Source organism: Pirellulales bacterium, assembly GCA_035546535.1.
Lineage (GTDB): Bacteria > Planctomycetota > Planctomycetia > Pirellulales > JACPPG01 > JACPPG01.
The window spans coordinates 66,522-79,462 of record DASZWQ010000156.1; the positions used below are offsets into that span (position 1 = coordinate 66,522).

Below are 12,941 nucleotides of genomic sequence, written 5' to 3' on the forward strand. Positions count from 1 at the left end.
TACGCAGATTCCGTGTGCCATGCTTTTTCGCCGAGAGGCGAGTAAGCATGCGGTTTGTAGGGTGCCCTTTGGGCACCGTGATTAAACGCAAGAGTCGTGGTGCCCACAGGGCACCGTACATGGCTCGAATTTACCGCTTCTCGAGGGGCACGTACGTACGCGTTTTCGCGCCGATGTAGCGGGCTCTGGGGCGGATCAGCCGATTGTTGTCGGCCTGTTCGATGACATGCGCGCTCCAGCCCGACACGCGGCTCACGACGAAGAGCGGCGTGTACAGGTAGATCGGCAAGCCCATGTAGTGATAGAGCCGGGCACTGGGCCAATCGAGATTCGGCGGCAGCTTCTTCTCGCCGGTTACGATCCGCTCGATGATCTCGGCCATCTGTTCCATGTCGTCGTGGCCGGTCTCTTTGGCGATTTCCTGGCACAGTGTTTTCAGATACTTGGCCCGCGGGTCACCGGTCTTATAGACACGATGGCCGAAGCCCATGATCAGTTGCTTGGCAGCCAATGCTTTGCGAACCCACGGTTCGGCGTTCTGGGCGGTGCCGACTTCCTGCAGGACTTCCAGCACGCGCTCGTTGGCGCCGCCGTGCAGGGGACCTTTCAGCGCGCCGATCGCGCCGGTGATCGCCGAGTGCAAGTCCGATCGCGTGGAAGTGATCACTCGGGCCGTGAAGGTCGAGGCGTTGTATTCGTGCTCGGCATAGAGAATGAGCGAGATGTCCATCGCCTTCGTCCAGCGCTCGCTCGGCTTTTCGCCGCGTAGCATGTACAGGATGTTGCCGGCGATCGACAACTTCGGGTCGGCTTTGATCGGCTCATCGCCGCCGGTCAGCCGGTGGCGGGCCGCCATGATGACCGGCAATTGGGCGAGCAGTCGCTCGGCCTTGCGCAGGTTGGCATCGTGGCTGTTGTCGTCGGTGTCGGGGTCCCAATGGGCCAGCAGGCTGGCGCCCGTGCGCATGACGTCCATCGTCGAGGCGTGCTGCGGGATCTTCCGCAGCGTGTCGATGATTTCCTTCGGCACCCCCATGGCGCGCGACAAGCCTGCGCGAAACTCGGCCAACTCGCTGGCCTTCGGCAATTCACCGTACAGGATTAAGTAGGCCGTCTCTTCGAAGGTGGAATGCGTGGCCAACTCTTCGACCGAGTAGCCACGATAGTGCAAACCCTCGTCGACGGTGCTGATCCCCGTCTCGCCGGCGATGACTCCTTCCAGCCCCGGACTGTAAACGGCTTCGCTCATGAATTGGCCTCGCGTTGGAAATAGGCCCGGTCCCGGTCTTCGTAACCGGTATAGCCGAGCAGATCATACAGTTCTTGACGGGATTGCATCCGGTTGAGCAGCTTTTGCTGCGTGCCGGAGCGCGTGATTTCGACGAGCGCTTCGTTCACCGCTCCCATCGCTATCCGCAACAGGGTCACGGGCAACAGGACGCCGGCATAGCCCATTTGCTGCAAATCTTTGAGCGGCAAGAGCGGACTTTTACCGAATTCGGTCATGTTGGCCACGAGCGGCGCCTTGATCGTCTGGGCGAATTCCTCGAATTCCTGCGGCGTGGCTAGGGCCTCGGGAAAAATCCAATCGGCGCCGGCGTCGACGAATCGTTTGGCTCGATCGAGTGCCTCTTTCATGCCCGTTACGCCGCGCGCGTCGGTGCGGGCGAGGATGACGGTATCGGTCGCGCCGCGCGCCGCGACGGCGGCGCGAATCTTGGCGCCCATTTCGGCCGGCTCGACCAGGCTCTTGCCCGAGAGGTGTCCGCATCGCTTGGGCAGGCGCTGGTCTTCGAGCTGAATGGCGGCGGCCCCGGCGGCCACCAGTTCGGTCACCGTGCGCTCGACATTCACCGCCTCGCCAAAGCCGGTGTCGGCATCGACGATCAGCGGAATGGTCGTGGCCCGGGTGAGCCGCGTGGTTTGTTCGACCAGTTCCGAAAGGGTGAAGAGCCCGATATCCGGTAGCGCGAGCGCGCCCGCCGAAAAGGCCGCCCCCGACAGATACATGGCGCGAAAGCCGGCACGCTCGATCAACTTGCCGACCAGGGCGTCGAAAGCGCCGGGGATGAGGATCGTCGATTCCTCGACAGCGACACGCAACAATTTGCCAGGAGACGCGGCGGTCACGGACGAGCCATCCCTTGGAGTCTGCGAGTTGTTTTGATTATATGCCACCGAATCATAGGTGGCCGGCAAGCCGGTCCGCAAGGGGCGGAATCGTCGCCGTAGCAGCCGCCTACCTTTCGACAGACGCGATTTGTTTGTGTGCTCGCTCAAGCGGCGGGGCATCTCCGTAAAAGGTCGCCCCACTGGCCTCACCCGATTCGGCGACTTAGCGTTAAGATGTCGCAAGCGTGCGACGCGCCGGTTAAATCGCATCCGCTCTCGCGCGATTCATGAATTTCTCGCCATGTCCGACCGCCTTATGCCTGCCGCAGTCATGGAGCAAGCGCCGGCCGCCGAGCCTGCAACGGTTGCGCGCCCGTGGTGCGTGCTCGAGACGGCGCTTGTGCTGCTGGTCTTCGCGGCCTACGCAGGCTGTCCGGTACCCGACCCCAATGAGCCGCACTATCTCGGCAAGGCGAAGCACTATTACGACCCCAGTTGGATCGCGGATGACTTTTTCCTCGACTCGGTTGATTCTCACTGGACGTTCTACGTCACCTGCGGCTGGATGAGCCGTGAAGTGGCGCTACCGACCATGGCCTGGGTCGGCCGATTCGTGACCTGGTTACTCCTGGCAACAGCATGGCGCCGTCTCAGTTGGGCACTGCTGCCGCAATGGGGCGCGGCGGTCGTTTCGGCAGCGCTCTTTGTTGCGCTGAATGAGAATTTTCACATGGCCGGCGAATGGGTCGTCGGCGGTTTCGAGGCAAAAGGATTCGCCTACGCGCTTGTGTTCGCCGGGTTGGCCGAGCTGGTGCGCGGCCGCTGGAATGCAACCTGGATTCTGCTCGGGGTGGCGAGCGCCTTTCACGTCCTGGTCGGTGGTTGGACCGTGATCGCCGTGGGAATCTGCTGGCTGACAATCCGCGCGGGCCGGCCGAGCTTCGGCGCGATGCTGCCGGGGCTTGTCGTCGGGGGCCTCTTGTCGCTGCCGGGATTGCTGCCGGGAATGGCGATTAACTTCGGTGCCGACCGTGACATCGTGGCCCGCGCGAACGTGATCTACGTCTACGAGCGGCTGCCGCATCATTTGTCGTTCTTCGGAATCGCGAACCCGTTGTGCAGCCGCTTCGCACTTTTGGTCGCCGGTTGGATCGTGCTGGCTCTCGTTGTGGCGGGCGATGACGGACGCCGTCGCGTGCGCAGTGTGGTGAACGCTTCGCTCGTGATTGCGTTGGCGGGCGTTTTGCTGAGCGTGTGGGGCCTGTCCCAGCCCGAGTTGGCCGCGGCCTGGTTGCGCTTCTATTGGTTTCGCCTGGCCGACGCATTCGTACCGCTGGGAGTTGCGCTGTGGACGGTGGCGCTCGTCGCACGGCTGACGGCATCTCGTCCCAAGCGGCGGGCCGCGGCGACAATTGCGCTATTGGCCTTTGCCGGCTGGCAACTAGCGCCGCAAATCATGGCCCGATTCGCCGATCCGATACCTCGCGCTGACAAGCCGGGAAAGGTGCAGAATCACGTCGATTGGCGCGATGCGTGCGAATGGATTGCGGTTCATGTACCGGCCGGCGCCAGGTTCTTGACCCCGCGCACGGCGCAAACATTCAAATGGTACGCGGCGCGCAGCGAAGTCGTTACCTGGAAGGATCTGCCGCAAGATGCCGCAGGCATCGTCGCCTGGCGCGAGCGTCTTGAGGATCTGTACGGCACAGGGGACGCTGAAGAGCCCTGGTACGATAGCCTGGCCGAGACGCCGCGCGATCGATTGCTCGCCGCAGCGCAGAAATACCAGGCGGGCTACATCTTGACCGAAGCCGAACCGGCGCTAGATTTCCCCTGCCTGTACCGCAACGCGACGTACGCCGTGTACGAACTGCCAAGACCAGAACCACCAGCGCGCTGAAGGGTTTGGTGCCATGAATCAAGAAGTGGCCACGCCGACCAGCGATCTGGGGTCGTGGCTTAGAGAGCGTTTGCAGCAGCCCATGCCTCCCGAGGAGGTGCGGGCGCGTTTTGCGCCGTCGCTCAGCTACGGCCGGCATTTTGGCCCGCCGGCGCACGATGCGCGCCATGCGGCCGTGCTCATTCTCTTCTATGCGCATGACAATCGCTGGTTTGTCCCTTTCACCATGCGCCCTGAGACGATGCTGGCCCATGCCGGGCAGATCAGTTTCCCGGGCGGCATGGTCGAGCCGGGCGAGACGAGCGCCGACGCCGCCGCGCGTGAGCTGGAGGAGGAAATTGGCGTGCCCGCCTCGGCCGTTGGAATTCTTGGCTGCCTGTCGCCGTTGAATGTATTCGTCAGTAATTATTTGGTGGTTCCTTGGGTGGCCGTGGCGAGAGGGCCCATCACGTTTCGTCCCTGCCAGCGCGAAGTGGCGGAAGTTCTGGAGATGCCTCTGACGCATTTGCTCGACGCGGGAAATTACGGAGTGCATCCTTACCGCCGCGGCGAATTGGAGTTCTCGGCGCCGCACGTCGCCTGGGGTAATTACCGCGTATGGGGCGCGACTTGTATCATTTTGGCCGAGCTGGTCGCGATTCTAGCGGAACTGCCGCGCGGCGCTTTAGAGCCAACGACCGGGTTGTCCGCGCCGCCGGGTGACGTCTAGCGACTCCGGTTTACCCAGCGGCTCTCGTGACCGGCCTCGCATGGCCTTTTCAACCGCTCCGCGATACAGTTTCTGCGTGCGAGCGCTTATTTGGTCCCTCACTGATCGGTCGCGTTGCGAGTATCCGCCCACGCTCATCATTTTCTCATGAATTCCGCGATCACGCCCCGGGCCGTCGTCTTCGATCTCGACGGCCTGATGTTCAATACCGAGGAGCTTTATCAGGACGTCGGCGCCGAGCTGTTGCGCCGCCGGGGCTGCGACTTCGGCGCCGATCTGCTCGATGCCATGATGGGGCGCCCGAATCACGTTGCCTTGCAAATCATGATCGACTGGCACGATCTATCGGCCACGGTCGACGAGCTGTCGCGCGAAACGGATGAAATTTTCCCGGCCATTCTCGATGCTCGGCTGGAACCGATGCCGGGCCTGCTCGACCTGCTCGCCGCGCTTGAGCGTCATGGCATCCCCAAGGCCATCGCCACCAGCAGCCGGCGCTCGTTCGTCGAGGATGTGCTGTCGCGCTTTGCCCTGGTGCCGCGCTTCGACTTTATGCTGACGTCCGAAAGCGTGACGCAAGGCAAACCGCATCCCGAGATTTATCAGAAGGCGGCCGCGGCGTTTGGCCTTTCCCCGCGCGAGATGGCGGTCCTGGAAGACAGCGCCAACGGCTGTAAAGCCGCGGTCACGGCCGGTGCGCGCGTGGTGGCGGTGCCCGGTGGTCACAGCCTGAACCATGACTTTACAGGCGCCGAGTTCGTGGCGCAAAGTCTTGGCGATCAACGCATCTACGCCATGCTCGGCCTGGCGGCGCCCCAGGCCCGACCCTCGTCTTGACGCTAGCAGCAGAGCGTTGCTAGACTCCGCCGCCCATTCAGGGGAGCGACAAAAAGTGCGCTCGCTTTGTCGGCATCGAGCGTCACCCGGCGCGCCGCCGGCGACAACAGAACGGCGATCGCGGCTGTTAGTTCAGGGCGGTCGTCGGCCACACGACAGGCCAGGACAGGGCTCAATCATCCAAGGACAGGTGAACTTGATGTCGAGAACGATGGCGGTCATTCAACCACGCGGCACCACGGCCGGATGCAAGCCGCATCACGCGCGCAAGCTGGGCGGACAATCACTTATGGAACGCGTGGTGCGCCGCGTGACCGATTGCGAGCGGCTGGAACGCGTCGTGGTCGTGGTCAGCGACCGCCCCGAAGACGAAGAAATCTTCAACCTGGTACCGCGCGACGTGGCCGTCTTCGTCAGCCAGCGGCACGACGCGCTGGCGCGTGTCAGCGACGCGGTCGACCATTTCCGGCCTGACGCCGTCGTGTGCGTGCCGGCCGATCAGCCGTGCATCGACCCGGACTTCGTCGATCGTTTGATTATCACGGCCGGCGAGCATCCGACGTGCGACTACATCAGCTACAGCTCGCGCGACGGGCAGCCGGCGATCCTGTCGCCGTTGGGGGTGTTTGCCGAATGGTGTCGGTCGAGCGCCTTGAGGCGCGCCGACCGCGAAGCCACGAGCGCGAGCGATCGCGAGGAAGTGACGCGATACCTGTATTCGCACCCCGAGATCTTTCGGCTTCGCCTGATTCCGGTCCCCACGGAGCTGGATCGAGACGATCTGCGCCTGACCGTTGAACACGAGGAAGACTGGGACCACTTGCACACGATCTACGACGCGCTCGGGCACGAGGGTTTCGAATGGCGGCAGATCACGGATTTGCTGCATCGCAACCCGCAAGTGCTGGCGCGAATGGCACATTTGAACCGCGAGTTTGCGACGCGCTAGTTTGAGGTGGCGGTTGTCCATCGCCGGCCGGATGCCAGGGGCGTCCGGCGGCTTGCAGGCGGCTTAGCAGCCGAGAGAGGAACTGAACACCAAGCGGCCGGCCGACGGATGTTCGTGGAGCCTGGCCCGATTGCGGCGCACCAGCCCTGGAAAGGATTCCAAGATGGGTGCGAAAACAGAGACGTATTTGACGCCCGCGGAACCGGGGCTTGCTCTTGGCAGCGCGGCCTGGAGTGCGCCGCAATCGCCCGAGTTTTCGGCGGCACCAGTGACGCGCGCTCGGCTGAGTGTTCCCCCCTCGTCGGTCGCGCCAAGCGCGCCTTCGATCCAGGTGGTGCTGTTTGACGTCGACGATGTGCTGTACGACGCGTCGAGCTGGGAGCGCTGGCTGGCCCAGATGTTCGCGCGACTATCGCCGCGCTCGGAAGCCGATTTCGCGGAAGCGTGGCAAGATGTCTTCTTGCCGACGGTCCATCGGGGGGAGCAGGATTTTCACGCCGCGCTGGCCGGCTGTTTGAAAGCGATCGGCCTCGCGGCTCGTCACATCGACGAGATCGTCGCCGCTAGTCGCGGTCAACGGCGCAAAGCTCAAACCAATGTTCGGCCATTTCCCGCGGTGCGCACCACGCTCACGCGGCTGCAGTCGGCGGGGATCGGCCGGGCTGTGCTGGCCAATACCGACCGTTCGGCACAAACGCTGCGCATGCAACTCGACCGTCTTCGCCTGACAGGCCTCTTCGACCAGGTGCTCACTTCGACGGAATTGTCTGCCAGTCTGACTGACGTGGCAGCTTTCTCGCAAGCGCTGCAGGTCGTGAATTGCGCGGCGGAGGAAGCAATCTTTGTTACCCACCACGTTCGCGCCTTGTCGGCGGCCCAGAGCGCGGGCCTGCGTACGGCGGGGTTCAACGTTCGTCAGGGTGCCTGCGGCGCGAAGTGCATCGATCGTTTCGAGGAACTGCTTTTTATCGTGCTCGCGCAGGTCGAGTCGACTGAGGAAAAACGCTGCGCCGGCTGAGTCGCCTGCCGGCCGCCGATGCCCTCGCATCAGCTACGCTTGACACACCCGGGAAGGAATCCACGCATGCGCGCGCCCTTGGGCACCTCGAACGACGACGGAACGCCGACTTTGTATCGCGCCGCGGCGGCGCGCCGCTTTCGTATGGTCGGACCGCTGGGCAGCTATCGCACCAAGGACGATGCGGATTCGATTTCTCCTCTGCCGCGCTGGACGCGCTGGGTGATGATCGGCTGGATGATTGGCGCGGTGGCCGCCTACTCGATCATCCTGGCGCGCTACTGGGAATAGGGGCTCTCCCCCTTGCTCGTATCGACAAGGTCGGCGAGAAAGCCGGGCTCACGCCCACGATCCGCCCCTCCTTGTCCGGCTCTCAGGTCCGCACTTCGCAGGCATCGCACGGCTAGCAGCCTGTTGAAGAACTCAACGGGCTGCGACATCGCAGGGATGCGATGGCAAAATACCGACGTAAGTCGTTATTTTGCGAGCCGTGCGAAGCTTTGCTTCGCACTTGGCGAGGTTGAAAAAAGCCACGAGGGCTTTTTTCAACAGGCTGCTAGGACGCCAGTGGGTTGCGCGGTGTAACTCGCGCGGCACTCTTCGGTCGGCCTCTCCCGGTTTTTTTCAAGCCGGCCGCTTGCTGCGCCCGATGGACTCTCTTAGAATGGAAGGGACTTGAGAATGAGTCTCAATAACAACACGTAAGATAGATAGCTGCCGTGGACGATTGCATTCCGCTCGAGAATCTGGAAGTCGGCGCTTCCGGCGCCATCGCGGCGGTCGTGGGCCGTGGCGAATTGCTGCACCGCCTGGACGAGATCGGTCTGCGTCCGGGGGCCGAAGTGCAAATGGTGCAGGCGGGACGCCCGTGCATCGTGCGGGTCAATGGCCAACGGCTGTGCCTGCGGGCCGATGAGTTATCGCACGTGCTGGTACGATCGGGAGTGCTGGCGTGAACCGGCTGGCCGACCTCCCCGTGGGAAGCAAGGCTCGCGTCGTCAAGGTGACGGGCGACGACGAAATCTCCTGGCGATTGCTCGAGATGGGACTGACGCCGGGCGTCGACGTCGAACTGCTGGGAACCGCGCCCTTGGGAGACCCGCTCGAATTCGATGTGCGCGGCTACCACCTGAGTGTTCGCCGCAGCGAAGCGCAACGTGTCGAGATCGAGTCTCTATAAGTACATGCCTCGCAGGTGGTCGCCGCGCCGCGGCATTGCGACGGCCGACTAACGCCCCGCCTGCCGAATCGCTTTTCCTTGCCACCAGCCATGACGCGAAGTGACCCATCGACCGTCTGTGTCGCGCTCATCGGCAATCCGAACACGGGCAAGTCCACGCTCTTTAGCGCCCTGGCCGGCGTGCGGCAACGGGTGGGAAATTATCCGGGGGTGACCGTCGAGAAGAAGATCGGTCATTTGACGCACGGGAACGAGCGCTTCACGCTCATCGACCTGCCCGGAACGTACAGCCTGGCGCCGCGGTCGCCGGATGAAATGGTGGCGGTCGATGTCTTGTTAGGGCGCCGTGACGATGCGCCGCGCCCGGACGTCGTGTTGTGTATTGTCGACGCCAGCAACTTGCAGCGCAACTTGTACGTCGTGAGCCAGGCGCTGGAGCTAGGACTGCCGACGATCGTGGCGCTCAACATGATCGACGTGGCGCGGGCGCGCGGCATGTCGATCGACGTTCCGCGGCTGTCACAAAGTCTGGGTGTTCCCGTGATTGCGGTGCAGGCCAATCGGCGCCGCGGTATCGAGCAATTGAAAACGGCCCTGGCGGCTGCGGCGCGGCAGACGGTTGCCGCGCGCCCCAGCCCCTTTCCTGTGGCCTTTCAACAGGAAGTGACGGCGCTGTGCGAGCGGCTCGGCGGCAGCGCGGACGCGTCGACCACGGCCAAGCGTTCTTCGAACGGCCACGCCGCGCCGCCGCGCTATCTGGTCGAACGACTCCTGCTCGATACGACGGGCTATCTGCAAGATGTGGTCGTGGGGCGCGGGGACGCCGGCCTGAGCAGCGCGATTCAAGACGCCCGTGGGCGATTGGCGACCGCTGGTTGCCAGGTGCCGGCCATCGAGGCCGTCTCGCGCTACGCCTGGATCAACGACAAGCTCACCGGCATTGTCACCCGGCCGCCCGAGCGCCCGGTGACTTTCAGCGACCGGCTCGACCGCGTGCTCACGCACCGGGTGTGGGGGACCTTGGCATTCGCCCTGACGATGTTGATTGTTTTTCAGGCGGTCTTCTCGTGGGCGGGGCCGGCACAGGATTTGATCGACGTGGGAGTCGGGCGGATCGCGACCTTTGCCGAAGAGCACATGAGCGAGGGCGCGCTGCGCAGCCTGGTGGTCGACGGACTGATCGGCGGCGTAGGCGGCGTGCTCGCCTTCTTGCCGCAGATTTTCATCCTGTTCTTCTTCATTGCGCTCCTGGAAGACTGCGGCTACATGGCCCGCGCGGCGTACTTGATGGACAAGCTGATGGTGCGGGTGGGCCTGAGCGGCAAGTCGTTCATTCCGCTCCTGTCGTCGTTCGCCTGCGCGATTCCGGGCATCATGGCCACGCGGACGATCGAGAACCGCCGCGACCGGCTGACAACGATTCTGATTGCCCCGTTGATGAGTTGTAGCGCACGGCTGCCGGTCTACGCGCTGTTGATCGCGGTTTTTATTCCGGACCGTTCGTTCCTGGGAGGTTTGTTGAACCTCAAAGGACTCACGCTTGCCGCGATGTACCTGATCGGCATCGTAACGGCGACGGTCGTGGCCCTGGTGTTGAAAAAGACGCTGTTGCGCGGGCCGACGCCGCCGTTTGTCATGGAGCTGCCCAGCTACAAGATACCGGCAATGTCGATCGTGCTGCATCGCATGCTGGAGCGCGGCTGGTCGTTCGTGCGCCGGGCCGGGACCTTGATCGTGGCGGTGGCGGTCGTTGTGTGGGCGAGCCTGTATTATCCGCACGATCCGGCCATCGAAGCCCCGTATGCCGAGCAGCGCGTGGCCTTGGAAAGCCAGTTGGAAGCGATGCCGGCCACGGCCGCCGAGCGGCAGGCGATCGACGCACGACTGGCCGAGATCGACCATCGCGTCGCCGGAGCCTACCAGCAGCAAAGCTGGCTGGGTCGCCTGGGGCACTGGATCGAGCCGGCCGTTCGCCCGCTGGGCTGGGATTGGCGCATCGGTTGCGCGGCGATCGCCTCGTTTCCGGCGCGGGAAGTCGTCGTCGCCACGCTGGGCATCATCTACAATCTAGGCGAGGTCGACGTCGAGAACACGAGCGACGCCGGCCTCGATGACGCGCTGCGGCAAGCCACCTGGGACGGCACGGACCAGAAAGTCTTCAACGTGCCGGTGGCGCTGTCACTGATGGTGTTCTTCGCGCTGTGCGCCCAGTGCGCGGCGACGCTCGTGGTGATCAAGCGCGAAACGAACAGTTGGTACTGGCCGGCGTTTACGTTTGCTTACATGACGGCACTGGCGTATCTCGGTGCCTTGGTGACCTACCAGGTGGGAATGCGGATCTCGTGAAGGTCCGCCAGAGCCCCTGATCGTCAGATAAAAACCGCGCATAAAAAAGGGCCATGCCTCACACCGCCGACGAATTGCTGACGTTTGCGATCGTGGCCGCGGCCGCCGGCTACCTGGCGCGGCGCGCCTGGGGTGTCTTCAAGTCCCGGCGGCAGGGCGGGTGCGGTTCCTGCGCTGGCTGCCCGAGCGAATCGGCGGCCATCAAACGCGCGCCACAAGTATTCGGCATCGATCAGCTGCTCGAGCCCATTGCGAGAAGGCCGCGGTAACGAGAGCCCGCCAATCGCTGATCGTGGCGCTTGCCTCGCGGCGACGACGGCCCAACGGCCGGGTCGCGATCACAGAGGGCGACTATTCCGCCGGCCGCGACGAGGTTGTTTGCCCGACGGCACCTTCGGGTGATACCACTTGAGCGTAGGCCGAGAACTCAGCCACGACGTCTTCGCCCAGGTCGGTCGTGACGCGGATCTTTTGCGCGATCTTGCCCGTCTGGTCCCCCGCGATGAACGTGATGGGCACCACGTGCAGCGGCTTGCTCACGTCCGGGGCATTCATCTGAAAGGAAGCATCGTCGCAATAGATGCCCGTGATGCGGAAGGGCTTCTTGGCTTTGATGACCAGTTGCTTGGTCGCTTTCTGACCGGGTTCGAGTACGCCCATCAAGACCGATGCCGGACTGACGGTCAACTCGGCCACCACGCGTCCCTCGACGTCGAGCGGCACTTCGGGCGAACGTTGATCGTTCGTCAAAAGCACCAGTTGTTCGCTGATTGCGCCGGCGGGAGCATCAGGCTTGAGCTGTACGCGCAGGTCGTACGCCACCTGGCCGGCTTCGCGTTTTGTTTCGAACACCTGCGCTTCGAGGTAAGGGCTGCCGGATTTCACGTCCGTGATCTGCCAGTCGCTGCGGCCGGCATAGGCAATCGAAATCTGCTTTTCCACGGGCGTGCCCTGGTCGACCGTGCCCAGGTCCACTTCGCCTGGATGAATCACGATATCGCGGCGGATGTAGCCGGCGACCTGCAATTGCACTTCGGCGTAGTACGGCTTGTCGAACACCACGGTCAGCGTGGCGCTGCGCTGGCCGAGAAAGCTGCGCGTGTTGAAAGCCGCGACGACCGCGCTCTCTTCGTAGGTCTTGAGGGTGTCCTTTAGCGCGCGGGGCGTCGTGCAGCCGCAGCTGGAGCGCACGTCAATGATGTGCGCGTCTTCTTTGTACGGGTTGTGGAACTTGAAGAGATATTCCACCCGGGCCCCACGGGCCACATTGCCAAAATCATGGCTCGTGGTCTCGAACATCTTGCGCGCCCAGTCCTGGCCCTGGGCCAGACCGTTCAACGCCAGCACGACCAGGAGACCCAAACCTTGAATGCGAACGCGGAACATACTTTCCCTCATTTGAAGCATGCGCGGCCCGTTAGGAAGCCTCGGGGCAGCCGAAAGCCGGCTGTTTGCCGTTCTGCGAGGCTGCAAAAATCTCTCCCGCACCAAGCTGGCCGCACGTTTTTGTGGGCCGTCGAGGGAACTCTACGACCCCGTTACTGAAGTGTCAACTTCCTTCTACCAAAAGAGATAAGTGCGGTAAACACGAATCATGGCCGACCAATTAAATGTTTTTCGGATCGCGATGCCTTGCGACTGTAGCCGTCCCCGCCCGCAGTGGGCGAATGCCTGGAATGCCGGGGATAACGAGGGCCGGCCGCTCGGAAGTTGCCGTGGAATCCGTTGGTTCGGTTCCTAGCAGCCTGTTGAAGAACTCAACGGGCTGCGACATCGCAGGGATGCGATGGCAAAATATCGACGTAAGTCGTTATTTTGCGAGTCGTGCGAAGCTTTGCTTCGCACTTGGCGAGGTTGAAAAAAGCCACGAGGGCTTTTTTCAACAGGCTG

The 12,941-nt window shown here is 63.2% G+C and carries 13 protein-coding genes; 10 read left to right on the forward strand and 3 right to left on the reverse strand.

Annotated elements, in window-relative coordinates; genetic code table 11:
• Positions 1–130 precede the first annotated feature (130 nt).
• Together VHD36_19110 and prpB are read right to left on the reverse strand one after the other, a co-directional pair.
• Entirely contained in the window at positions 131–1,249 is a 1,119-nt protein-coding gene (locus VHD36_19110; GenBank protein ID HVU89446.1) for a citrate/2-methylcitrate synthase, read from the reverse strand.
• A complete protein-coding gene (gene prpB, locus VHD36_19115; GenBank protein HVU89447.1) occupies positions 1,246–2,130 on the reverse strand; it encodes a methylisocitrate lyase in 885 nt (294 codons plus the stop codon). Before prpB ends, VHD36_19110 begins: the two co-directional genes overlap by 4 nt.
• 283 nt (positions 2,131–2,413) lie before the next feature.
• Here prpB and VHD36_19120 point away from each other — a divergent pair, with 283 nt between their 5' ends.
• The 10 genes from VHD36_19120 to VHD36_19165 all read left to right on the forward strand — a co-directional run bounded on the left by VHD36_19120 (position 2,414) and on the right by VHD36_19165 (position 11,320).
• Entirely contained in the window at positions 2,414–4,012 is a 1,599-nt protein-coding gene (locus tag VHD36_19120) for a DUF6798 domain-containing protein (protein HVU89448.1), read from the forward strand.
• A 13-nt stretch (positions 4,013–4,025) separates the two neighbouring features.
• Positions 4,026–4,721, forward strand: a complete 696-nt coding sequence (locus VHD36_19125) for a CoA pyrophosphatase (GenBank protein ID HVU89449.1) — start codon at positions 4,026–4,028, stop codon at positions 4,719–4,721.
• Positions 4,722–4,868: 147 nt separating this feature from the next.
• The gene (locus VHD36_19130) at positions 4,869–5,558 is read left to right on the forward strand and encodes an HAD family phosphatase (GenBank protein ID HVU89450.1); all 690 of its coding nucleotides are present in this window, start codon (positions 4,869–4,871) and stop codon (positions 5,556–5,558) included.
• Between the two features lie 199 nt (positions 5,559–5,757).
• Positions 5,758–6,507, forward strand: a complete 750-nt coding sequence (locus tag VHD36_19135; GenBank protein ID HVU89451.1) for an NTP transferase domain-containing protein — start codon at positions 5,758–5,760, stop codon at positions 6,505–6,507.
• A 163-nt stretch (positions 6,508–6,670) separates the two neighbouring features.
• Positions 6,671–7,525: an HAD family hydrolase gene (locus VHD36_19140; protein ID HVU89452.1), complete on the forward strand. Its 855-nt coding sequence runs from the start codon at positions 6,671–6,673 to the stop codon at positions 7,523–7,525.
• 66 nt (positions 7,526–7,591) lie between these two features.
• Positions 7,592–7,816, forward strand: coding sequence for a hypothetical protein (locus tag VHD36_19145; protein HVU89453.1), 225 nt, complete (start codon positions 7,592–7,594; stop codon positions 7,814–7,816).
• Positions 7,817–8,244: 428 nt separating this feature from the next.
• A complete protein-coding gene (locus VHD36_19150; protein ID HVU89454.1) occupies positions 8,245–8,481 on the forward strand; it encodes a FeoA family protein in 237 nt (78 codons plus the stop codon).
• Positions 8,478–8,705: a ferrous iron transport protein A gene (locus VHD36_19155; protein HVU89455.1), complete on the forward strand. Its 228-nt coding sequence runs from the start codon at positions 8,478–8,480 to the stop codon at positions 8,703–8,705. The genes VHD36_19150 and VHD36_19155 overlap by 4 nt, the downstream gene beginning before the upstream one ends.
• A gap of 90 nt (positions 8,706–8,795) precedes the next feature.
• Positions 8,796–11,051, forward strand: coding sequence for a ferrous iron transport protein B (gene feoB, locus VHD36_19160; GenBank protein ID HVU89456.1), 2,256 nt, complete (start codon positions 8,796–8,798; stop codon positions 11,049–11,051).
• Positions 11,052–11,104: 53 nt separating this feature from the next.
• Positions 11,105–11,320: a FeoB-associated Cys-rich membrane protein gene (locus VHD36_19165; protein ID HVU89457.1), complete on the forward strand. Its 216-nt coding sequence runs from the start codon at positions 11,105–11,107 to the stop codon at positions 11,318–11,320.
• An 82-nt stretch (positions 11,321–11,402) separates the two neighbouring features.
• Here the strand turns inward: VHD36_19165 and VHD36_19170 are convergent, their stop codons facing one another.
• Positions 11,403–12,437, reverse strand: coding sequence for a DUF1573 domain-containing protein (locus tag VHD36_19170; GenBank protein ID HVU89458.1), 1,035 nt, complete (start codon positions 12,435–12,437; stop codon positions 11,403–11,405).
• Positions 12,438–12,941: the final 504 nt, after the last annotated feature.